17 protein-coding genes, 1 tRNA gene and 3 rRNA genes are annotated in these 23,993 nt (G+C 42.0%); 5 read left to right on the top strand and 16 right to left on the bottom strand.

What is annotated here, in order from left to right; all coding sequences use genetic code 11:
- Positions 1 to 48: 48 nt before the first annotated feature.
- Positions 49 to 924, bottom strand: a complete 876-nt coding sequence (gene ilvY / locus O1Q80_RS02155; protein WP_386688576.1) for an HTH-type transcriptional activator IlvY — start codon at positions 922 to 924, stop codon at positions 49 to 51.
- Between the two features lie 448 nt (positions 925 to 1,372).
- Between ilvY and O1Q80_RS02150 the strand changes: the two genes are divergently transcribed.
- Both O1Q80_RS02150 and ilvC read left to right on the top strand, forming a co-directional pair.
- Positions 1,373 to 1,567 (top strand): hypothetical protein, encoded by a 195-nt coding sequence (locus O1Q80_RS02150; RefSeq protein ID WP_386695400.1) that lies wholly within the window; start codon positions 1,373 to 1,375, stop codon positions 1,565 to 1,567.
- Between the two features lie 22 nt (positions 1,568 to 1,589).
- Positions 1,590 to 3,071, top strand: coding sequence for a ketol-acid reductoisomerase (ilvC, locus tag O1Q80_RS02145; RefSeq protein ID WP_386688578.1), 1,482 nt, complete (start codon positions 1,590 to 1,592; stop codon positions 3,069 to 3,071).
- A gap of 56 nt (positions 3,072 to 3,127) precedes the next feature.
- On the opposite strand, the gene O1Q80_RS02140 is transcribed toward ilvC, so the two are convergent.
- The 11 genes from O1Q80_RS02140 to O1Q80_RS02090 all read right to left on the bottom strand — a co-directional run bounded on the left by O1Q80_RS02140 (position 3,128) and on the right by O1Q80_RS02090 (position 16,388).
- Positions 3,128 to 4,452, bottom strand: a protein-coding gene (locus tag O1Q80_RS02140; RefSeq protein ID WP_386695234.1) for an IS3 family transposase whose coding sequence is annotated in 2 segments (ribosomal slippage) — positions 3,128 to 3,978 and positions 3,978 to 4,452 — 1,326 coding nt in all. Because the reading frame shifts where the segments join, the coding sequence is not laid out codon by codon here.
- A gap of 121 nt (positions 4,453 to 4,573) precedes the next feature.
- Positions 4,574 to 6,028: a decarboxylating NADP(+)-dependent phosphogluconate dehydrogenase gene (gnd, locus tag O1Q80_RS02135; RefSeq protein WP_386695399.1), complete on the bottom strand. Its 1,455-nt coding sequence runs from the start codon at positions 6,026 to 6,028 to the stop codon at positions 4,574 to 4,576.
- A 20-nt stretch (positions 6,029 to 6,048) separates the two neighbouring features.
- A complete protein-coding gene (locus O1Q80_RS02130; RefSeq protein ID WP_386695397.1) occupies positions 6,049 to 6,738 on the bottom strand; it encodes an aspartate/glutamate racemase family protein in 690 nt (229 codons plus the stop codon).
- A gap of 18 nt (positions 6,739 to 6,756) precedes the next feature.
- Entirely contained in the window at positions 6,757 to 7,455 is a 699-nt protein-coding gene (pgl, locus tag O1Q80_RS02125) for a 6-phosphogluconolactonase (RefSeq protein ID WP_386695395.1), read from the bottom strand.
- A gap of 11 nt (positions 7,456 to 7,466) precedes the next feature.
- Positions 7,467 to 8,954, bottom strand: coding sequence for a glucose-6-phosphate dehydrogenase (gene zwf, locus O1Q80_RS02120; RefSeq protein WP_386688586.1), 1,488 nt, complete (start codon positions 8,952 to 8,954; stop codon positions 7,467 to 7,469).
- Between the two features lie 76 nt (positions 8,955 to 9,030).
- Entirely contained in the window at positions 9,031 to 9,843 is an 813-nt protein-coding gene (gene cysQ, locus O1Q80_RS02115; protein ID WP_386695393.1) for a 3'(2'),5'-bisphosphate nucleotidase CysQ, read from the bottom strand.
- A 128-nt stretch (positions 9,844 to 9,971) separates the two neighbouring features.
- Positions 9,972 to 10,087: ribosomal RNA gene (gene rrf / locus O1Q80_RS02110) — 5S ribosomal RNA — on the bottom strand.
- Positions 10,088 to 10,299: 212 nt separating this feature from the next.
- Positions 10,300 to 13,301: ribosomal RNA gene (locus tag O1Q80_RS02105) — 23S ribosomal RNA — on the bottom strand.
- Positions 13,302 to 13,603: 302 nt separating this feature from the next.
- Positions 13,604 to 13,679, bottom strand: a tRNA-Glu gene (locus tag O1Q80_RS02100).
- A gap of 163 nt (positions 13,680 to 13,842) precedes the next feature.
- Positions 13,843 to 15,381, bottom strand: a 16S ribosomal RNA gene (locus tag O1Q80_RS02095).
- Together the 16S, 23S and 5S rRNA genes with 1 tRNA gene alongside form the textbook arrangement of a ribosomal RNA operon.
- A 362-nt stretch (positions 15,382 to 15,743) precedes the next feature.
- Positions 15,744 to 16,388, bottom strand: a complete 645-nt coding sequence (locus tag O1Q80_RS02090; RefSeq protein WP_386688601.1) for a TfoX/Sxy family DNA transformation protein — start codon at positions 16,386 to 16,388, stop codon at positions 15,744 to 15,746.
- A 273-nt stretch (positions 16,389 to 16,661) separates the two neighbouring features.
- Between O1Q80_RS02090 and O1Q80_RS02085 the strand changes: the two genes are divergently transcribed.
- From O1Q80_RS02085 to O1Q80_RS02075, 3 genes are all read left to right on the top strand, one after another.
- On the top strand, positions 16,662 to 17,366 hold the full coding sequence (locus O1Q80_RS02085) for an RIO1 family regulatory kinase/ATPase (protein ID WP_386695391.1): 705 nt from the start codon (positions 16,662 to 16,664) through the stop codon (positions 17,364 to 17,366).
- 54 nt (positions 17,367 to 17,420) lie between these two features.
- A complete protein-coding gene (rpe, locus tag O1Q80_RS02080; RefSeq protein ID WP_386695389.1) occupies positions 17,421 to 18,095 on the top strand; it encodes a ribulose-phosphate 3-epimerase in 675 nt (224 codons plus the stop codon).
- A 125-nt stretch (positions 18,096 to 18,220) separates the two neighbouring features.
- Positions 18,221 to 18,676, top strand: coding sequence for an NUDIX hydrolase (locus O1Q80_RS02075; RefSeq protein WP_386695388.1), 456 nt, complete (start codon positions 18,221 to 18,223; stop codon positions 18,674 to 18,676).
- Positions 18,677 to 18,721: 45 nt separating this feature from the next.
- Here the strand turns inward: O1Q80_RS02075 and O1Q80_RS02070 are convergent, their stop codons facing one another.
- The 4 genes from O1Q80_RS02070 to tuf form a co-directional block, all read right to left on the bottom strand.
- Entirely contained in the window at positions 18,722 to 19,363 is a 642-nt protein-coding gene (locus O1Q80_RS02070; RefSeq protein WP_386688610.1) for a YagU family protein, read from the bottom strand.
- 181 nt (positions 19,364 to 19,544) lie between these two features.
- The gene (gene mioC, locus O1Q80_RS02065; protein ID WP_386695386.1) at positions 19,545 to 19,979 is read right to left on the bottom strand and encodes an FMN-binding protein MioC; all 435 of its coding nucleotides are present in this window, start codon (positions 19,977 to 19,979) and stop codon (positions 19,545 to 19,547) included.
- Between the two features lie 119 nt (positions 19,980 to 20,098).
- On the bottom strand, positions 20,099 to 22,549 hold the full coding sequence (gyrB, locus tag O1Q80_RS02060) for a DNA topoisomerase (ATP-hydrolyzing) subunit B (protein ID WP_386695384.1): 2,451 nt from the start codon (positions 22,547 to 22,549) through the stop codon (positions 20,099 to 20,101).
- Positions 22,550 to 22,798: 249 nt separating this feature from the next.
- Positions 22,799 to 23,983, bottom strand: a complete 1,185-nt coding sequence (tuf, locus tag O1Q80_RS02055) for an elongation factor Tu (protein WP_386688527.1) — start codon at positions 23,981 to 23,983, stop codon at positions 22,799 to 22,801.
- Positions 23,984 to 23,993 lie beyond the last annotated feature (10 nt).

The raw sequence follows: 23,993 nt of genomic DNA, 5'->3' as shown, positions 1-23,993 counted from the left end.
CGTCTAACTTTTTGGGGTCAGATCATATTTTTCACCGCACTTTTTTCTTTATAAAATAGACCAAAAGGCTTTCACTAAAGGTGATGCCAACGATCTTTTTTGTACACAAATGCCTAATTCAAAGGGTTCTATCGGAATATCTAAATTTAATGATGACACCTGTGTATTCATAGGGCTATTTTTAATCACCACATCAGGTAGTAATGCCAATCCACAACCTAATGCCACCATTGACATGATCCCTTCATGACCACTTACTGTCGCATAAATTTTGGGATGTTTAATTTTCTTTTGCTGTAACCACTGATCGATACGTTGGCGAGCAGGTCCTTCAACTGGAAGAATAAAAGGAATCTGTTGCCAATCAACAGGATCTTGTTGCAATAATTGGGTAGCTGAACAAGCCACTCTAGGGGCAATTAAAGAAAGCGAAATATTGTCAATGTGTTGGAATTCTATAGAATGAGGCAAATTTAACGGACGACCAGCCAAAGCCAAATCTGCCTGTTGCTCCACCACCATTTTCACTGCAAGTGCAGGATCGCCTGTGGTTAATTGAATTTCCACTTTAGGATAACGAGAACGGAATTTTTCCAGCACTGGTGGTAAATGAGAATAAGCCGCCGTAACAGAACAGAACAATTTCAACTCGCCATATAACTCTTGCGAATCTGATTGTAGTTGCTGACGGAACTGTTGCCAATTATTCCAATGCTGTTGAGCAAATACAAGAAATTTGGTACCCGTTTCGGTGAGAATAACTTGACGATTATCGCGTAAAAATAAGGGTTGTCCAATTTCTTCTTCCATGCGTTGAATTTGACGTGAAAGTGTCGAGGGGGACATGTGATTTTGGGTAGCAGTTTTGCTGAAGTTTTGCGTTTGGGTGAGGTGGAGGAAGATTTTTAGGTCGGTGAAGTTCATAGTTTTTCTCTTAAATTATGATTTTATTACAATCGGGTTTCGCCGATGGCGACTTACTTTTTCTTTGCTCGTGCAAAGCAAAAGTAAGCAAAAAGAAAGCACGCCCCAACTTTGCCTTATTTCCTGAAAATACTTTAATTTGCTTAACGGAAAATGGCTGAACTCGCTTCGCTCAGACAGACGCCATTTTCCTACAAATTAAAGTATTTTCAGGCGGCAAACATGGGGACCCCATTGGTGAAGTAATAAAATGCTGTGCAAGCTACGGAGTAGCGTTACCATATTTAACCTAGTACGCCAGTGCTAGGAATTCTCAAATTTTTCACCGCACTTTTATTTACGCTCGGTCAAAACTTGGAGCCCCGTCTGAACCGCCTTTGCGACTTGGCATTTTTAGCTAAATTTTGCATGTCTGAGCGAAGCGAGTTCAAAATTTAGCGTAAAGAAAATGCCAAACGAGCAAAGAAAAGCGGTGAAGTCGGGGTGTGCTTTTCTTTGCCTACTTTCTTTTACACAAGTAAAAGAAAGTACGGTCGCCCATGGGGCGAAAACCATTGCAAAAACCGCAATACCAAATACCAATAATATCAATTTACGCAACATAAAAAAAGCCTATAATAACCATATCCAAACAAAACCTTAATTTATTCACAAGGAAAACAAAAATGTCTAACTATTTCAATACATTAAATTTACGTCAAAAACTCGATCAACTCGGTCGTTGCCGCTTTATGGATCGTGATGAATTTGCCGATGGTTGCAACTTCTTAAAAGGCAAAAAAGTGGTGATTATCGGTTGTGGTGCGCAAGGTTTAAACCAAGGTTTAAATATGCGTGATTCTGGCTTAGATGTGAGCTATGCGTTACGTCCAGAAGCGATTGCAGAAAAACGTGCTTCATTCCAACGTGCATCAGAAAACGGCTTTAAAGTTGGCACTTACCAAGAACTCATTCCAACTGCGGATTTAGTCATCAACTTAACCCCAGACAAACAACACTCAAAAGTGGTGGCAGATGTCATGCCGTTAATCAAAAATGGGGCGGCATTTGGTTATTCTCATGGTTTTAACATCGTTGAAGTGGGCGAGCAAATTCGCAAAGACATTACGGTGGTGATGGTCGCACCAAAATGCCCTGGTACGGAAGTCCGTGAAGAATATAAACGTGGTTTCGGCGTGCCAACCTTAATCGCTGTTCACCCTGAAAATGATCCGAAAGGTGAAGGCATGGCAATCGCTAAAGCATGGGCAAGTGCCACAGGGGGCGACCGTGCAGGTGTATTAGAATCTTCATTCGTGGCTGAAGTAAAATCTGACTTAATGGGTGAACAAACCATTCTTTGCGGTATGTTACAAGCAGGATCTATCGTCTGCTACGACAAATTAGTGGCTGACGGCAAAGACCCAGCTTATGCAGGTAAATTAATTCAATACGGTTGGGAAACGATTACTGAAGCGTTAAAACAAGGTGGCATTACGCTCATGTTAGATCGCTTATCTAACAGTGCCAAATTGCGTGCTTTTGAATTATCTGAACAAATCAAGGAGGAATTAGCGTTCTTATTCGAAAAACACATGGACGATATTATTAGTGGCGAATTCTCATCAACCATGATGGCAGACTGGGCGAACGATGATGTGAACCTATTAAAATGGCGTGAAGCCACAGGCAAAACGGCTTTTGAAAATTCACCAAAAGGCGACAACATCAAAATTTCTGAACAAGAATACTTTGATCACGGCGTGTTAATGGTAGCGATGGTGAAAGCGGGTGTAGAATTGGCGTTTGACACCATGGTGGCAAGTGGTATTTATGAAGAATCCGCTTACTACGAATCTTTACACGAATTACCATTAATTGCCAACACCATTGCTCGTAAACGTTTATATGAAATGAACGTGGTAATTTCTGATACCGCAGAATATGGTAACTATCTATTCTCCCACGTAGCCACACCAATTCTGGCAGAAAAAGTGATTCCAACCTTACAAAAAGGCGACCTAGGTGAACCTGCACCAACGGTTGAAATTGATAACGTGTTATTACGTGATGTGAATGATGCGATTCGCAATCACCCGATTGAATTAATCGGTCAAGAGCTACGTGGTTATATGACAGATATGAAACGTATTTCATCTCAAGCATAATTGAAATGAATGTGAAAAGTGCGGTAGAAATGATCTGACCCCAAAAAGTTAGACGCTTACATCAAGGACTGACGACGATATTGTATCGGACTCAGTCCTTTTAATTTTAACTGAATACGTTCTTCATTGTAATAGCGAACATACTCATCAATCATGATTTTAATCTCATCAACGGTTTTAAAGGATTTCCCATAAAAACGCTCCGTTTTCATTCGCCCGAAAAAACTCTCCATTGCAGCATTATCCAAGCAATTTCCCTTACGGGACATACTCTGTTCAATGCCATTTTCTCGTAATATATGTTGATAAGCTCGCATTTGATAGTGCCAACCTTGGTCTGAATGCAACACCGTTTTTTCTCCCTTAGCACGCTTTTTCAATGCGTTTTGCAACATCGTTTCCACCAATGCCCAGTTTGGACTGGTGCTAGTGTGATGTGCGATTAGCTCGTTGTTAAATGTGTCTAAAATCGGCGAAAAATAGAGTTTATTACCATCTTCTGCCTTGAACTCCGTAATATCCGTGAGCCATTTTTCATTCGGTTTGCTGGCAGTAAAATCACGTTTAAGCCTATTTTCGGCAATTCTGCCCACTTCACCATGATAGGCATTATATTTTCGACATTTTTTGCTTTTCACCTGCAAGCCCATTTCTCGCATAAGTCGTTGAATTTTCTTGTGATTGACCCCTTTCAACTCTGCTGCAACACGGCGATAGCCATATTCAGGGTGCTTTGCTTTTATCTTCCTGATTTCTGCTCTAAGTGCTTCATCTTTATCCGTTTTAGGCTTGATATGATAGAAAAATACACTACGAGAAAGTCCCGCAATTTCGAGCAACAAAGCTAACGGATAGCGTAATCTTAAGGCTTGGACGGCTTCTGCCGTTTCCTGTCTTCTCGTTTGATAATCTCGTCCAACTTTTTTAGAAAGTCGTTCTCCGCTCTCAATCTCAGATTTTCAAGCTCGAGTTCTTCTAGCCGATTCTTGGGTTTTGGGGGCATTTTAGGATATTTTGGCTTCATCGTTTGGCGACCCTTTGGTTTAGGTAATAAGCCTTTTATACCTTGTTTTTCAAAGGTTTTCAACCATTGACTAATCATGCCCGAGCTACTTAAGCCAAAATGTAACGCTGCACCACGACCCGAAAATTGACCTAAAAGTACGCTTTGAACAACGTTAAATTTGAACTCTGGAGAATACTTTTGTTTGCTATGTCGAACAGCTAATCCACTACTGCCTGAGTGCTTAAATTGCACAATCCAACGTCTAGCTGTCTCATTGGGCAGGTCAAAATGTTTGCATGTTATAGATAAACTTTCGTGATTTGTGAAATAAAAATCCACGACTTGTTGTTTGAATGTTTGGTTGTATTTAGTCATAAAAATCTGCACCTTATTGGGTTGGAGGTTAGTCCAACTTTTGGGGTGCAGATCAAAAATACCGCACTTTTTGTTTATATAACAACTAAATACAAAATAGACAAATAGTTCCCTATTTAGATTAAACGTCATAAGTGGTCGATGCTGTATTGCCACCACGCCCTGTCCAGTTAGTATGGAAATGCTCGCCACGTGGTTTGTCAGTACGCTCATAAGTATGTGCGCCGAAATAGTCACGTTGGGCTTGTAGCAAGTTCGCTGGTAAGTTGGCGGACGTATAACCATCTAAGAAAGTAATTGCACTTGCCATACAAGGCATTGGAATCCCCACTTCAATAGATTTTGCCACCACTTTACGCCAGTCGCTCAAACAATTTTCTAAGATGCCTTTGAAATACGGGTCAGCACCTAAGAACACTAAATCAGGATTGGTTTCATAGGCATCACGGATATTGCCTAAGAAACGGCTACGGATAATGCAGCCCTCACGCCATAATAACGCTGTTGCACCGTAATTAATATTCCACTCAAAATTCTCGGATGCTTCACGAATCAGCATAAAGCCTTGTGCGTAAGAGATGATTTTTGATGCCAGTAAGGCACGGCGAACCGCTTCAATCCATACTTTTTTATCGCCTGTGACTTGCGTGATGGTCTTGTTGAATAATTTTGACGTGGCAACACGTTGATCTTTGAAAGAAGATACACAACGAGCAAACACAGATTCGGTGATTAAGGTTAATGGAATACCGAAATCAAGGGCATTAATCCCCGTCCATTTACCCGTACCTTTTTGTCCTGCGGTATCTAAGATTTTCTCCACTAATGGCGAACCGTCTGTATCTTTGTAACCGAGAATATCGGTGGTAATATCAATGAGATAGCTATCTAATTCGGTTTTTTTCCACTCGGCAAAAATCGCCTGCATTTCTTCGTGATTTAAGCCCAAACCGTCTTTTAAGAATTGGTAGGCTTCACAAATCAACTGCATATCACCGTATTCAATACCGTTATGTACCATTTTCACGAAATGACCTGAACCGTCTTTTCCCACCCAATCACAGCAAGGCTCGCCTTTGTCAGTCTTCGCTGAAATCGCTTGGAAAATCGGTTTCACATATTGCCACGCTTCAGCGTTACCACCTGGCATAATAGATGGTCCGTGTCTTGCCCCTTCTTCACCGCCCGATACACCGGAACCAATAAAGCGAATCCCTTTCTCACTCAAGGCTTTCACTCGGCGGTTGGTATCAGGGTAATTTGAGTTACCGCCATCAATGATAATATCACCTTGCTCTAAGTGCGGTAATAAGGCATCAATAAATTGATCCACTACATCGCCCGCACGCACCATTAACATTACTTTGCGTGGTTTTTCTAATTTGGCGGCTAAATCTTCAAGTGAATACGCCCCGATAATGTTAGTACCTTTCGCTGCACCTTGTAAGAACTCGTCAACTTTGCTGGTGGTACGGTTATACGCCACTACTTTAAAGCCGTTGTCGTTCATATTTAAAATCAAATTTTGTCCCATTACCGCTAAACCAATAACGCCGATGTCGCCTTTAACTGACATTTTTTTCTCCTATGTCGAAGTTAGTTTAAAATAAATTCCACTGCCATTTCACTATGTAACTGTGCAGTATCAAATAACGTCAATGCTGTATCATTTTGCTGAACCAATAAGCCAATTTCAGTACAACCCAAAATTACCCCTTCTGCTCCTTGTTGAGCGAGTTCTGCAATGGTCTGCAAATAAAATTGTTTTGATGTTGGCAGAATTTTCCCTACGCATAATTCTTCAAAAATAATGCGGTGAATTTCTTGCTGATTTTTTGCATCAGGTACCAGCATTTCTATGCCACGCTGGGTTAATCCATTACGATAAAATTCATCTTGCATCGTAAAAGCTGTACCTAATACCGCAATCTTAGATAAGCCTTTTGTCTTAATCGCATTGGCAGTCGCATCTAAAATATGCAAAAACGGGACATTAATTTGCTCAATAATTTGGGGAGCAACTTTGTGCATTGTGTTGGTTGCCAATAAAACAGCATCTGCTCCCATCTGCTCCAATTTTTGTCCTGATTGAGCTAAAATTTCCCCTGCTTTTTGCCAATCACCTGATTTTTGGCATTGTACAATTCGCTCAAATTCTACACTCACCATTAACAGCGGAGCAGAATGATTTCCACCTAGCTTTTGATTCACTAGACGATTAATTTGCTGATAGTAGGTTATTGTACTTTCAGGACTCATTCCGCCGATAATACCGAGTGTTTTCATTCTGTTAATCCTTAATGATTACAGCAATTTTGCTGCTCCACGATCCAAAATCCACTCCGTTACTCCATTGGAACTTTGAATTTTCGCCGCAGGATAAGGCAGTTGGTCGGCGGAGTGCGTAGCAATTTCTTTGAGAATGTCCGCTTTGGCTTCGCCTGTGACTAAATAGCTAATACGTTTCGCTTGGCTCAACAATTTCGCCGTTTTAGAAATTCGTAATTGCCCACTTTCAGGGTGTTTGGCAATCACCGCCAAATTCGGATCATTGAAATTCGTTTGATGGGGGAATAAGGATGCCGTGTGTCCGTCATTGCCCATGCCTAAAATAATCCAATCAAATTCACCGTTGGGAATGTTGGCTTGAATTTCTTGCTCAAAACGAGCGAGTTCCGCTTGTGGATCATTTTCGCCCCTAATACGATGAATGTTTTCCGCTGGAATTTGAATATGATCGAATAGCAATTTTTGCACTTCGCCGTAATTGCTTTCGGGATCGCTCGGCGGCACCATACGGTCGTCACCCCACCAAAAATGCAAATTTTTCCACCGCACTTCGGTATTAAATGGAGCTTGAGCTAATGTTTTAAACAGCAATTTTGGCGTGCTACCACCCGATAAGGAAATATGCACAGGCTTATCCTGTTGACTTAATTGCAAAAACTGCTCGGCAATGTTTTCCACCGCTTGTTGTGCCGTATCAAAAATAATTGTCTTCATTCCACATTCCCCTAGATTTTTTTCTTCATCTGACCGCTCGGTTTACGCCATACTCGTCCCGATTTAGCGATAAGTTTATCTGCCTCTTTCGGTCCCCAAGTGCCAGCTTCATACTCATATACACGACCACGATTTTCTTTATAATTAAGAATCGGCTGCACAAATTTCCAGCAAGCGTGTACGGCATCGGTACGGGCAAACAAGGTGGCATCGCCTTTAATCGCATCAAGTAATAAGCGTTCATACGCCGTTAACAGGCTGGATGATCCGCTTAAATCGGAATAACGGAAATCCATTGATACTTCTTTCGCATCAAACCCTGCCCCTGGTTTTTTCAAACCAAAACGCATTGAAATTCCCTCGTCAGGCTGAATACGAACAATCAATTTATTCTCTGGTGCATTTTGACTAAATACTGGGTGTGGCGTGGTTTTAAAGTGAATCACTACTTCGGTAACTCGTGCTGGTAAACGCTTACCTGTGCGAACATAAAATGGTACCCCCGCCCAACGCCAGTTATCAATTTTACAGCGTAACGCCATAAAGGTTTCGGTATTCGAGTCTTCTGGTACGCCCTTTTCTTGTAAGTAACCCTTGACCTGCTCACCGTCAATTTGGGCTTCGGTATATTGTCCTAACACCAAATTATTTTGCAGATCATCTTCATTTAATGGGTGTAAACAATGCAATACTTTCGCCACTTCATCACGCATAGAATTAGCATTAATAATTGCTGGCGGTTCCATAGCAACCATTGCCAATACTTGCAATAAATGGTTTTGGAACATATCACGCATGGCACCCGAACCGTCATAATAACCACCTCGTTCTTCTACACCAATAGATTCCGCCCCCGTGATTTCCACATAATCAATAAAATTACGGCTCCAAAGGGGTTCAAATAAGCCGTTAGAAAAACGTAGCACGAGTAAGTTCTGCACGGTTTCTTTGCCCAAATAATGGTCAATACGGTAAATTTGATGTTCTTCAAAAAAACGGTGAATCTGAATATCTAATTCGTGAGCAGTTTTCAAATCATAGCCAAAGGGTTTTTCCACGATAATGCGTTTCCAGCCGTATTCTTCGGTATTCAAGCCGTGAGCAGCTAAACATTCAGGAATCACGCCATAAAGGCTTGGGGGGGTAGAAAGGTAATAAAGCGTGTTACCACAGGTTTGGTACTTATCGTGTAATTCATCAAGACGTGGCACTAACTTACCATAATCTTGTGCATCAGACGTATTCACAGATTGGTAATACAAATGTGAGCAGAAATTATCTAAACTCTCACCTGTTGCTTTCTCATGTTTAATCAATGCTTTACGCATTTTATCACGAAAACTTTCATCATTTAAATCTGAACGAGCAACGCCCAGCACAGAAAAGTTCTCCGTTAAACGCCCGATTTTATAGAGGTTATAAAGGGCTGGAATTAATTTACGATGAGTCAAATCACCTGACGCACCAAAAATCACAATACAATTATTTTCTGCATTCATATTATTATATCCTAGTAAAACGATAAACTATCCCTATACTATGCACCATTCACATAGAATTTTCAAATAGCTATTACTAATTAAAGCAAAAGATTTTTTGCCAATTTACTTCACGATCTGCTGTCATCACAAAATGAGGATTAATAAAGGTTTCTCGTTGATTATAAGTTAAAGGTAAAAAATGCGGTTCGAAAATATTTCCATTTAACTCACTGAGTAAAATTTCAGCTGCTGCCGTATCCCATTCACCAGTATCACCTAAACGCACATAACAATCCGCTGTACCATCTGCCACCAAGCCCCCTTTTAAGCCACTAGAACCATATACGAGAAACTCACAAGGAAAATTCTCAGGCAAAATACACCGCACTTTTTGCTTATGGTTTTCTGAACCCACCGCAATTTTAAGCGGTTGAGTCGTATCAATATGACGAGCGGTTAGGCGTTGATGATGATTATCTTCCAATTTATACGCCCCAAATCCCTGCATTGCATAATAGGTTTTTTGTAAGATCGGAGCATGGATAATCCCTAAAATTGGACGATTTTGATGAATTAAGGCAATTAAAATGGAAAACTGCCCTGTTCGCTCAATAAATCGTTGCGTGCCATCTAAGGGATCAATAAGCCAATAAGTTTCCCATGATTGCCGTTCAGAAAGTGGAATATTACAATTTTCTTCGGAAAGTATTGGAATATCAGGAGTAAGTGTGGCGAGTTTTTGAATTAAAAATTGACTAATGGCTAAATCAACTTCTGTCACGGGGGTATTATCTGATTTTGTATGAATTTCAATAGATTCAGATTTTAGATAGAAACTTTCTAAGATTTTACCTGCTTCATTAGCAATATGTAGTACAGATTGAAGAAGTTGATCAGTAAGTTGCATAGAAAATCCTAGGTAAAATCAGCGTTGGATTTAGTGTAGCAAATTTTAGGTAAAATAACGATTAATATTAATACAAATGATTAAAACCCCAGCTACTCACGTAACTGGGGTTCGTTATTGTAATAAAGCCCTGATGGCGACCTACTCTCACATTGGGATTCCCAACACTACCATCGGCATCACAGCATTTCACTTCTGAGTTCGGCATGGAGTCAGGTGGCACTACTGCATTATGACCATCAGGAAATCAGGGTTCAGATAAAACAGGTTTCAGACGGCTGTACCGTGTGTTATCCTGTATCCTACTTAATTCTTTCCTTTTTGTATTTTGTTCTTTAAATTTGAAACAAGCTGTCTGTTCGATTTTCTTTTTTGTCTGTTCGTTACTTTCACGCTCTTCAACTGTCTTCTGTCTTCTGACATCTGTCTTCTGAATCAAAACCACTTGAGCGTTGTATAGTTAAGCCTCTCGGGCAATTAGTACTGGTTAGCTCAATGACTCACATCACTTACACATCCAGCCTATCTACGTTTTCGTCTTAAACAACCCTTACACACTTCTGTGTGGGAGAACTCATCTCTTGGCAAGTTTCGTGCTTAGATGCTTTCAGCACTTATCTCTTCCGCATGTAGCTACCCAGCAATGCTTCTGGCGAAACAACTGGAACACCAGGGATGCGTCCACTCCGGTCCTCTCGTACTAGGAGCAGCCCCAACCAATTCTCCAACGCCCACGGCAGATAGGGACCGAACTGTCTCACGACGTTCTAAACCCAGCTCGCGTACCACTTTAAATGGCGAACAGCCATACCCTTGGGACCTACTTCAGCCCCAGGATGTGATGAGCCGACATCGAGGTGCCAAACACCGCCGTCGATATGAACTCTTGGGCGGTATCAGCCTGTTATCCCCGGAGTACCTTTTATCCGTTGAGCGATGGCCCTTCCATTCAGAACCACCGGATCACTATGACCTACTTTCGTACCTGCTCGACTTGTCCGTCTCGCAGTTAAGCTTGCTTTTACCATTGCACTAACCTGACGATGTCCGACCGTCATTAGCAAACCTTCGTGCTCCTCCGTTACTCTTTGGGAGGAGACCGCCCCAGTCAAACTACCCACCAGACACTGTCCGAATACCCGTTCCAGATATTTCGTTAGAACATCAAACGTTAAAGGGTGGTATTTCAAGGTCGTCTCCACTCAAACTGGCGTTTAAGTTTCTCTGACTCCCACCTATCCTACACATCAAAATTCAAGGTTCAGTGTCAAGCTATAGTAAAGGTTCACGGGGTCTTTCCGTCTAGCCGCGGGTACACCGCATCTTCACGGCGATTTCAATTTCACTGAGTCTCGGGTGGAGACAGCCTGGCCATCATTATGCCATTCGTGCAGGTCGGAACTTACCCGACAAGGAATTTCGCTACCTTAGGACCGTTATAGTTACGGCCGCCGTTTACTGGGGCTTCGATCAGGTGCTTCTCTTTCGATAACACCATCAATTAACCTTCCAGCACCGGGCAGGCATCACACCCTATACGTCCACTTTCGTGTTTGCAGAGTGCTGTGTTTTTAATAAACAGTTGCAGCCAGCTGGTATCTTCGACCGGTTCAACCTTCATCTGTAAAAGACTACAATCTACGCCGGCGCACCTTCTCCCGAAGTTACGGTGCTATTTTGCCTAGTTCCTTCACCCGAGTTCTCTCAAGCGCCTGAGTATTCTCTACCTGACCACCTGTGTCGGTTTTCAGTACGGTTTAGATAAACCTGAAGCTTAGTGGCTTTTCCTGGAAGTGTGGTATCAACAACTTCGCTCCCTTAGGAGCTCGTCATCACGCCTTAGTGTTGAATGGGGATTCGGATTTGCCTAAATCCCCCACCTACACGCTTAAACAGCCATCCAATAGGCTGCTTGCCTAACCTTCTCCGTCCCCACATCGCAATTTATCCAAGTACGGGAATATTAACCCGTTTCCCATCGACTACGCTTTTCAGCCTCGCCTTAGGGGCCGACTCACCCTGCCCCGATTAACGTTGGACAGGAACCCTTGGTCTTCCGGCGAACGAGTTTTTCACTCGTTTTATCGTTACTTATGTCAGCATTCGCACTTGTGATACGTCCAGCAAGCCTCTCGACTCACCTTCTTCCGCTTACACAACGCTCCCCTACCCAACAGGCGTATCACTAATATTCCTCAACTTCCCCTCTCCGAATTGTTGCGAACTCGACGTTTGGGGTTGCATTACCAACTTGCTTCGCAAGTTGTTAATCGTAAGGCGTATTAGTGATACGCCTGATGCCGCAGCTTCGGTGCTATATTTTAGCCCCGTTACATCTTCCGCGCAGGCCGACTCGACTAGTGAGCTATTACGCTTTCTTTAAATGGTGGCTGCTTCTAAGCCAACATCCTAGCTGTCTAAGCCTTCCCACTTCGTTTCCCACTTAATATAGACTTTGGGACCTTAGCTGGCGGTCTGGGTTGTTTCCCTCTTCACGATGGACGTTAGCACCCACCGTGTGTCTCCTGAGTATCACTCTTCGGTATTCGCAGTTTGCATCGGGTTGGTAATCCGGGATGGACCCCTAGCCGAAACAGTGCTCTACCCCCGAAGGTGTTCGCTCAAGGCTCTACCTAAATAGATTTCGGGGAGAACCAGCTATCTCCCGGTTTGATTGGCCTTTCACCCCCAGCCACAAGTCATCCGCTAATTTTTCAACATTAGTCGGTTCGGTCCTCCAATTAGTGTTACCCAATCTTCAACCTGCCCATGGCTAGATCACCGGGTTTCGGGTCTATACCTTGCAACTAGTCGCCCAGTTAAGACTCGGTTTCCCTTCGGCTCCCTTATTCAGTTAACCTCGCTACAAAATATAAGTCGCTGACCCATTATACAAAAGGTACGCAGTCACCTTACGGCTCCCACTGCTTGTACGTACACGGTTTCAGGTTCTATTTCACTCCCCTCGCTGGGGTTCTTTTCGCCTTTCCTTCACAGTACTGGTTCACTATCGGTCAATCAGGAGTATTTAGCCTTAGAGGATGGTCCCCCTATTTTCAGACAGAATTTCTCGTGTTCCGCCCTACTTGTTGTTAGCTTAGTACCATCAGTGTATTTTTAAATACGGGGCTATCACCCTGTGTCGCTGGACTTCCCAGTCCATTCTTCTAACTCACTGATTATCACTAACGGCTGCTCCGCTTTCGCTCGCCGCTACTCACAGAATCTCGGTTGATTTCTTTTCCTCGGGGTACTTAGATGTTTCAGTTCTCCCGGTTTGCCTTGTTAACCTATGTATTCAGTTAACAATAGTAGATTCTTCATCTACTGGGTTTCCCCATTCGGATATTTTGGATTAAACGCCTCTTATCGACTCATCCAAACTTTTCGCAGATTAGCACGTCCTTCTTCGCCTCTGATTGCCTAGGCATCCACCGTGTACGCTTAGTCACTTAACTATACAACCTCAAGTGCTTTCGCACAGACGTCAGATAACAGGTTTCAGACAACAGTCCTAATACCTTTTTCACCCTTAATCTGCTTCACTTTCAGTTGATTTTAATAACTAGACTTGTGTGCTTTTGTTCACACAAGATTTTTACTCAAACGTTGAGTCATCTAACAATCATCAGTCGCATTAACTGCTATCTGACCACTGCTATCTGAACTCTGTTTTCAGCTTGTTTCCAATTTTTTAAAGAACAATAAGAAAATAATATAGATAATCCATTTCTCGTTTATCTACCAAATCATCTTTAATTGGCGTCCCCACGGGGATTCGAACCCCGGTTACCGCCGTGAAAGGGCGATGTCCTAGGCCTCTAGACGATGGGGACAACAGGTAAAGATAATTTGTTGTCTTTTATTATTCGCACTTCTTTTTTCGTTTCATTCGTTTCTCTTGCTCGACCTAGTAAGCAATGAAAAGTGCGGTCTTTTTCTTTCTTTGTTTACAATTATCAGCCAATCTGTGTGGACACTTATTGCCACTGTTTTTGGTAAGGAGGTGATCCAACCGCAGGTTCCCCTACGGTTACCTTGTTACGACTTCACCCCAGTCATGAATCATACCGTGGTAAACGCCCCCCTTCCGGTTAAGCTATCTACTTCTGGTACAACCCACTCCCATGGTGTGACGGGCGGTGTGTACAAGGCCCGGGAACGTATTCACCGCAACATTCTGATTTGCGATTACTAGCGATTCCGACTTCATGGAGTCGAGTTGCAGACTCCAATCCGGACTACGATGCACTTTCTGAGATTCGCTCCCCCTCGCAGGTTTGCCGCCCTCTGTATGCACCATTGTAGCACGTGTGTAGCCCTACTCGTAAGGGCCATGATGACTTGACGTCATCCCCACCTTCCTCCAGTTTATCACTGGCAGTCTCCTTTGAGTTCCCATCACTACATGCTGGCAACAAAGGATAAGGGTTGCGCTCGTTGCGGGACTTAACCCAACATTTCACAACACGAGCTGACGACAGCCATGCAGCACCTGTCTCATAGCTCCCGAAGGCACAAACTTATCTCTAAGTTCTTCTATGGATGTCAAGAGTAGGTAAGGTTCTTCGCGTTGCATCGAATTAAACCACATGCTCCACCGCTTGTGCGGGCCCCCGTCAATTCATTTGAGTTTTAACCTTGCGGCCGTACTCCCCAGGCGGTCGATTTATCACGTTTGCTACGGGCACCAAGCCTAAAGCCCAATCCCCAAATCGACATCGTTTACAGCGTGGACTACCAGGGTATCTAATCCTGTTTGCTCCCCACGCTTTCGCACATGAGCGTCAGTATCTTCCCAAGGGGCTGCCTTCGCCTTCGGTATTCCTCCACATCTCTACGCATTTCACCGCTACACGTGGAATTCTACCCCTCCCTAAAGTACTCTAGCTACCCAGTCTGAAATGCTATTCCAAAGTTAAGCTCTGGGATTTCACATCTCACTTAAGTAACCGCCTGCGTGCCCTTTACGCCCAGTTATTCCGATTAACGCTCGCACCCTCCGTATTACCGCGGCTGCTGGCACGGAGTTAGCCGGTGCTTCTTCTGTAGTTAACGTCAATTAGCTGTTCTATTAAAACAACTACCTTCCTCACCACCGAAAGAACTTTACAACCCGAAGGCCTTCTTCATTCACGCGGCATGGCTGCGTCAGGGTTACCCCCATTGCGCAATATTCCCCACTGCTGCCTCCCGTAGGAGTCTGGACCGTGTCTCAGTTCCAGTGTGGCTGGTCATCCTCTCAGACCAGCTAGAGATCGTCGGCTTGGTAGGCCTTTACCCCACCAACTACCTAATCCCACTTGGGCTCATCTTATGGCAACTGGACCTAAGTTCCCAGTCTTTCGTCTCTCGACACTACGCGGTATTAGCTACAGTTTCCCGTAGTTATCCCCCTCCATAAGCCAGATTCCCAAGCATTACTCACCCGTCCGCCACTCGTCAGCAAAGTACAAGTACTTCCTGCTACCGTTCGACTTGCATGTGTTAAGCCTGCCGCCAGCGTTCAATCTGAGCCATGATCAAACTCTTCAATTTAAGTTCGATCGCTCAATAAACTGCTTGCTTCTAAATCTTTCTTCTCACTCTCAAAAAAAATGAAAAGTTAATGAATTTCTAAGTTAAGCACCTATTAAGACTTCAAGTTTTATTAATTTTTTAAAACAAGTCAATCAACAAGTGCCCACACAGATTGTCTGATAAATTGTTAAAGAACAAATCGCTGTTTTAAAGCGAAAATAAAACGACACACTGTTTGATTTTCAATATTCACAACAGTGTGTCGTTGCGTGGGGCGTATTATAGTGATTTAGAAACTCTTTGCAAGTGTTTTTTACTAATTTCTTAAAGAAAACTCTTGCTCGCATATAAAATCAACAACATCCCTCTTTTTATTCAATTTATGGCTTATATTTCATAGCCCTAAATCCTACTTTTGCAAGTTTCTCATTAATTTCTTTAAATGCTATTTCTTTCTCCGTTTCGGTTAATAACTCTACATATTTATTCTTCAAAGCTGCGAATGTCTTCCAAAATAAATGGGAAGTCACAAAAAGCCCTTGGGATTTAATCAATATATAAGCGTCTGCGGCACCGATTTCTCGTAATTGAGAAATCGTGTTAATCCCCACTTTACCTAACAGACGTTCATACTTTAGTGACATATTTGGTAAACGGCGAATTCTTTTTGCCCGTTCTAATGATTCAGCAAGTTTTTCAGATTCAATTTGTTGCAAAGACTCTTTGATCATCTTAATCAACATAGGATTCTTGTGTTCATCACTTACATAATCACTTGGAATCAAATAATAATCCCGAATTCTCAAATTACTCGGTACACCATCTCGATCCCAACGAACTCCCCCAATACTTTCAACATATTGAGCTAATTCATCTTTTGCTCGTAAATAAAAACCGCCTTGTTTATAAATTCCAAACATATGGTCATTATAAAAAATACCAATACCAGAAAATAATTTCTTTGATTCCACTTCACCAAGTAAAGCACTCAATTTTTCATGCAGATTGATTGTATGTATTGACATACTTCCCCACCTTTCAAGTTAATTTAAAGAAGTCCATAAATCCATTTATACAGTAAAAAGATGCAAATCAATTTGCATCTCAGATGCTTATCATAACAAATACATAAAATTATGAAAATAAAAATAATTTAATATTAATTACTCTATATCAAATTACTCATTCTAATAATTTGATATAGTAAAAATTTTCTCATGTAAATAACCATAGATTTTATCAGGATATTTGTCCAATTTAATGCTATAATTAATCTTTTATTTTATTCAGAATAACAAATGACATTAGAAAAATATGCACAATCTCTATGTTTTCAGTATCCAGATAAACGTGTTTATCCATTTGAATTTGAAAACAAACATTACTGGTTAAAACAACCTGAACACCCTCAAGGCTCACAACGCTTACTCAAGCCTTGTCCTCGCAAATTTTTTCATCAAGAAGTAGAACGTTTACTAAAATTACAGCAACAAAATGCCCCCATTCCTTTCATTTATGTTGCCAATGAAAATATGTTAGTGATGGAAGATGCAGGTTTATCTGTCAACCATTGGCTAGAGAAAGAGGACATTTCTGCTGAGCAAAAACAACAAATTTTAAATGATAGTGCAACTGCATTGGCACGATTACACCAACAAGGGCTTATTCATGGCAGACCTTTTGTCAAAGATATTCTTTGGAAAGATGGTGTAGTGAATTTCATAGATTTTGAAGTAGATACCGTATCGAAAAATCCCTTTGAACAACAAATACAAGATAGTATTTTCTTTGTATTTGGCTTATGCCGAGAAAAATCCATTAGCCTAGAACAAATTAAACAAACTATATTGACTTATCAAAATTGTACAGACAAAGAAATTTGGCAAGCATCCGTACGCCGTATGACTAACTATCGTTTAATTTACTGGCTATTGCGACCATTTAAGAAAATCGCAGGTAAAGATCTAAACGCATTTTATTTATTAATGGAAAATATGCGATAACTCTCGTATTCTGCTAGAATAGTAATAAATGTTAGTTTACATAGGAGAAACCGTATGCAACCTTATTTAATTGCCCCCTCAATTCTTTCTGCCGACCTAGCTCGTCTAGGTGAAGATGTAGAAAACGTGATCAACTGCGGTGCAGATCTTATTCATTTTGATGTAATGGATAATCATTATGTACCCAATCTCACGTTTGGTGCACCGATTTGCCAATCTCTACGTGATTACGGTATAACTTGCCCGATTGATGTGCATTTAATGGCAAGCCCTGTGGAACGTTTAATCACCGACTTTGCCAAAGCAGGTGCAACATCTATTACATTTCACCCTGAAGCCTGTGTGCATATTGACCGCACTTTGCAATTAATTCGAGACAGTGGTTGTCAATCAGGCTTAGTCTTCAACCCTGCTACACCTTTAAGCTATTTGGACTATGTAATGGATAAAGTGGATATTATTTTGCTGATGTCAGTTAACCCTGGCTTCGGTGGACAATCCTTTATTCCTGCCACTTTTGATAAATTGAAACAAGTCCGCCAACGTATTGATACAAGTGGCTTACCAATTCGTTTAGAAGTGGATGGTGGTGTCAAAATAAATAATATTGCGGAAATTGCAAAGGCAGGTGCTGATATGTTTGTGGCTGGTTCTGCAATTTTTGATCAACCAGATTATAAAAAAGTTATTGATCAAATGCGAACTGAATTAGCTAAAGTGCAAGCCTGAACCAAGTGCGGTCTTTTTTCACCGCACTTTTATCCATAAAATAGAAAATATGAATATGATCGGCAACTCACAGAAATGGAAAAACAACGGCTTTTTGCTTTACTCAAACTAACAGGAAAATAATCATGCACAAACCTAATGTTACTATGGCGGTCGTTGTTCATTGTAACGGCAAATTTTTATTTGTGGAAGAAGTAGAATACGGCAAGAAAACGCTCAACCAGCCAGCAGGGCATTTAGAAAAAGGAGAAACAATATTACAAGGGGCAAGCCGAGAATTATATGAAGAAACTGGCATTAAAGCAGAAATGCAATCCTTGCTGAAAATCTATCAATGGCACGCTCCACGTAGTCAAACGGATTATTTACGTTTTGTATTTTGCCTAGAATTAAATGAATGCCTACAAATTACTCCCCATGATAGCGATATTACTCGTGGCTTATGGCTAACATTAGATGAATTTAATGATTATATTCAACAAGATGGACAATGTGAACGTAATCCACTCGTGATTCAGGCATTGCAAGATTATTTGAGTAAAGAACGTTATCCATTATCAATTCTAACCGCATTCCAATAATAAAAAACCCGAATATTCATTCGGGTTTCTAAATAATCATTAAAATTAACGATAAGGCTGACTTAAAGGCACTTCTGCATCTGGTTCGTGTGTAATACGGTTGCGTAAATCACGACGAATTACCTCAATGGTCCAGAACCAGAAAATATGACCAACTAATTCAGAAATATGTTCATATAGTGGCCAGTCTGCTACTGGAGGGGTTAAACCTAAAGCAGGGAATGCAATGTAGTGAGCACAAATGTTAGCAATAATACCTGCACCAATACCTTGCCAGAATTTCACTTTAGGGAAACGTTCTGCAACAATACAATAACCAATAGCGAACACTAATGAGAAAATCATGTGGGTTACACCAATCCAGTTAAATGCGTGATCTGCAAATGTGAACGCAGCTTCTGTTGGATCGATACCAACATAATCACGTAAGAAAACATGTGGTGGATTTAAGAACGCACGTGAACATTGCTCTAAAGCCCCATTCATAGCGATAGTACCTGAACTTAACGCATCTAATACAGGTTGTGGACAAGCCGCAGTAAACAAATCAAACGGACTACGTGGTGGGAACGGATGTTCAGCACCCCATTTTACGAATGCAGAGATAATCCCCGCAACAATACCGACAAATACTGCTAAACCATAACGGCGACGTGATGGATCAGTTTGTTGAAAAATACCTGACATAATAGGCTCCAAAGATATTAAAAATTGATCGCATTTACTATATAAAAAATATTTAACAATATCATTACATTAGCAAACGTTTGCTTCCACTTAGGTTTTTCTAAAAAATCTAAAGTGCAGAGAAACACTTTATCATTAACAAAAAAACAGTCAAGCATTATTACTCACAAGTCGGAGTAGTTTATAAAACATTAAGCATTGTCGGTAGCCAATCTTCTGCAGCTTGATCCTGATCTTCTACTTGTGAAACATCAATGCGTAAACTTTCGCAAATTCGCACCGCACCTTGCGCCATCAAGACTTGCTCCACCGTATCCACGGCATAACAGAAAGTATCATAATCGGAATTGCCTAATCCCACCACGGCAAAACGCACGCCTGTTAAATCCTGTTGTTTCACTTCTTCGATAAAAGGTTGAATATTTTCGGGTAATTCACCTGCTCCATGGGTGGAGGTAACGATAAGCCAGAGTTTTTGGCTTTCGACATCGGCGAAGCTGGCGTTATTTTCGATTTGAGTATCAAAATCCTGTTGTTCAAGGCAAGCGGCGAGATGATCCGCAACGTATTCGGCACCGCCGAGGGTTGAACCAGTGATTATAGCGATTGAGGTCATAGTTTTTTCCTTTTAAGAAACCCTGCACTCTCGTACAGGGTTAAGCATATTACGACACGCTGTGTCTTAGAGCAACAGCGTTGCATTACAAGCCTAATCGAGTATGTAAGTACTCGGTATTAAATATCCAAATTCGCCCTTAACGCATTACTCTCAATAAAGTCCCGTCTCGGTTCTACTTCATCCCCCATCAACGTAGTAAACAACTGATCCGCTTCCACCGCATCTTTAATGGTCACTTGCAACATGTGGCGTGCTTCAGGATCCATTGTAGTTTCCCAAAGTTGTTCAGGGTTCATTTCACCTAACCCTTTATAACGTTGTACGGTCAACCCACGGCGAGATTCTTTCACTAACCAGTCCATTGCTTGCTCAAAACTGCTCACCTCTAAACGGCGTTCACCACGAGTAATATAGGCACCGTCCTCTAATAAGCCGTTTAATTGTTTGCCTAATTTCACAATACGAGCATATTCATTGCCATTAGCAAAAGCATAATCAAGATTATAATGAGTGTCAATGCCGTGGGTACGCACGGTTAATCGCACTTCATTGAGCTGACGTTCTTGATTGTAGGCGACTTGATAGGCATAATGATTGCCGTGCGAGTCTTTCTCTTTTAAGCTCGCCACCAATAAATTTGCCCAATTTTCCACCGCATTTTGATCTTTCATTAATTCAACGGTTAAGGTTGGATAATAGACTAATTCTTTCAACAAGGCTTCAGGATAACGGCGGTGTAAACGTGTGATCATTTGGCTCACATTGTTATATTCCGTCACCAACTGCTCCAATGGCAAACCCGCCATTGCAGGGGCATTCGGGTTGACATATAACGCCGCATCATCTAACGCAATCGCCAACTCATATTCAATCATTGCAGGTTCATCTTTAATATATTGCTCTTGCTTGCCTTTTTTCACTTTATACAACGGCGGTTGAGCAATATACACATAACCACGTTCAATGATTTCAGGCATTTGGCGATAGAAGAAAGTCAACAACAGGGTGCGAATATGTGAACCATCCACGTCCGCATCGGTCATAATAATCACTTTGTGGTAACGCATTTTATCAGGGTTATATTCATCACGTCCAATGCCACAGCCGAGTGCAGTAATAAGCGTACCCACTTCTTGCGAAGACAGCATTTTATCAAAGCGAGCTTTTTCTACGTTGAGAATTTTCCCTTTTAACGGCAAAATCGCTTGATTTTTACGGTTCCGCCCTTGTTTCGCCGAGCCACCAGCGGAGTCCCCCTCCACAAGGTAAAGTTCAGACAACGCAGGATCACGTTCTTGACAATCCGCCAGTTTGCCTGGAAGACCTGCAATATCCAACACGCCTTTACGTCTCGTCATTTCACGGGCTTTACGAGCGGCTTCTCTGGCACGAGCCGCATCCACAATTTTGGTGGCAATAATTTTCGCATCATTCGGGTTTTCTTCTAAATATTCCTGCAAACGCTCATTCATTGCGGATTCCACCGCCCCTTTCACTTCGGACGAAACCAGTTTGTCTTTGGTTTGCGAAGAAAATTTCGGATCAGGCACTTTCACCGACACAATCGCCACCAAGCCTTCACGGGCATCATCGCCTGACGTTTCCACTTTATCTTTGTCGTTTTTGCCTTTTTTATTTAAACCCGACTTGTCCATATAGTTATTTAAACTACGGGTCAAGGCACCACGGAAACCGGCTAAATGCGTACCGCCATCTCGTTGCGGAATGTTGTTGGTAAAGCAATAAATATTTTCGTTATAACCGTCATTCCACTGCAACGACACTTCCACGCCAATGCCGTCTTTTTCCACGGAAAAATAAAACGGTTTCGGGTGAATTGGGGTTTTGTTTTGGTTTAAATATTCCACAAAGGCTTGAATACCGCCTTCATAATGGAAATGATCTTGCGTACCATCACGCTCATCAAACAATTTAATCGATACGCCTGAATTTAAAAACGACAATTCACGCAAGCGTTTTTTCAAAATTTCATATTCAAATACAGTTTTGCTAAAAATGGTTGGACTTGGCCAAAAACGCACGGTTGTCCCTGTTTTGCTGGTATCGCCAATTTGTGCCAATGGCGATTGCGGTTCGCCTAAATGATAGGTTTGTTCATAAACGTGACCTTGACGGCGAATAGTGAGCAACAATTTATCGGACAGAGCATTCACCACCGACACGCCCACGCCGTGCAAACCGCCCGACACTTTATAGGAATTATCATCAAATTTACCGCCCGCATGCAACACGGTCATAATCACTTCAGCGGCAGAAACGCCTTCTTCAGGGTGAATATCTACGGGAATCCCACGTCCGTCATCTTGCACGGACACCGAATTATCTTCGTGAATGGTGACGATAATATCTTTACAGTAGCCCGCCAAGGCTTCATCAATGGCGTTATCCACCACTTCAAACACCATGTGATGCAAACCTGTGCCGTCATCGGTATCGCCGATGTACATTCCAGGGCGTTTCCGCACGGCATCTAAGCCTTTTAATACTTTAATGCTACTGGCACCGTATTCGCCTTGTTGTGATTCTGGTTGGATATTATCTGTCATAAGGTTTCTCAATGGGTAAAAAATTGGGAAAATTATAGCATATTCTCATAGAAAAAACACCTATGCCCCGAACATCAGCAATCACCCTGCACTGGCGTACAGGGTTACGCAAATAACGATGCTCCGCATCTTTACACAATAGCTACGGAGTAGCGTGACATCAGTAACCCCGTACGCAAATACTGGCAGCAAAACACAAAAAAGGGGCGTATTCAATACGCCCCTAAACTATGTTAGCTAAATCGTTAATTATTTAACAATTTTAGCCACAACGCCAGCACCTACTGTACGTCCGCCTTCACGAATCGCAAAGCGTAAACCTTGGTCCATCGCGATTGGGTGGATTAAGCTTACTGACATTTTGATGTTATCGCCTGGCATTACCATTTCTACGCCTTCTGGTAACTCAATCGTACCTGTTACGTCCGTTGTACGGAAGTAGAACTGTGGACGGTAGCCTTTGAAAAATGGAGTATGACGTCCACCTTCTTCTTTTGATAATACGTAAACTTCTGATTCGAAATCTGTGTGTGGCGTGATTGAACCTGGTTTCGCTAATACTTGACCACGTTCGATTTCTTCACGTTTTGTACCACGTAATAATGCACCGATGTTTTCACCTGCACGACCTTCGTCAAGTAATTTACGGAACATTTCTACACCTGTTACGGTTGTTTTCGCTGTATCTTTGATACCTACGATTTCTACTTCATCACCTGTACGGATAATTCCACGTTCTACACGACCTGTTACTACTGTACCACGACCAGAGATTGAGAATACGTCTTCGATTGGTAATAAGAACGGTTGGTCAATCGCACGCTCAGGTTCTGGAATGTAAGTATCTAAGTGGTTGGCTAACTCAAGAATTTTTTCTTCCCATGCTGCATCACCTTCTAACGCTTTTAATGCTGAACCGCGTACGATTGGGGTATCGTCACCTGGGAAATCGTATTGTGAAAGTAATTCACGAACTTCCATTTCCACTAATTCTAATAACTCTTCGTCATCTACCATATCGCATTTGTTTAAGAATACGATGATGTATGGTACACCTACTTGGCGACCTAATAAGATGTGTTCACGAGTTTGTGGCATTGGACCATCTGTTGCTGCTACGACTAAGATAGCTCCGTCCATTTGTGCCGCACCTGTAATCATGTTTTTTACATAGTCGGCGTGTCCCGGACAGTCAACGTGTGCGTAGTGACGAGTTGGGGTATCGTATTCAACGTGTGAGGTGTTGATAGTAATACCACGTGCTTTTTCTTCTGGTGCATTGTCGATTTGGTCAAATGCACGTGCTGCACCACCGTAGTGTTTTGCTAATACGGTTGTGATGGCTGCTGTTAAAGTTGTTTTACCATGGTCAACGTGGCCGATTGTACCCACGTTAACGTGCGGTTTTGTACGTTCAAATTTTTCTTTAGACACTTTTCAGTTT

This window comes from Lonepinella sp. MS14435 (genome assembly GCF_042485795.1).
In the GTDB taxonomy this organism is placed as follows: Bacteria; Pseudomonadota; Gammaproteobacteria; order Enterobacterales; family Pasteurellaceae; genus Lonepinella.
This window is presented reverse-complemented; position numbering and strand designations above follow the sequence as displayed.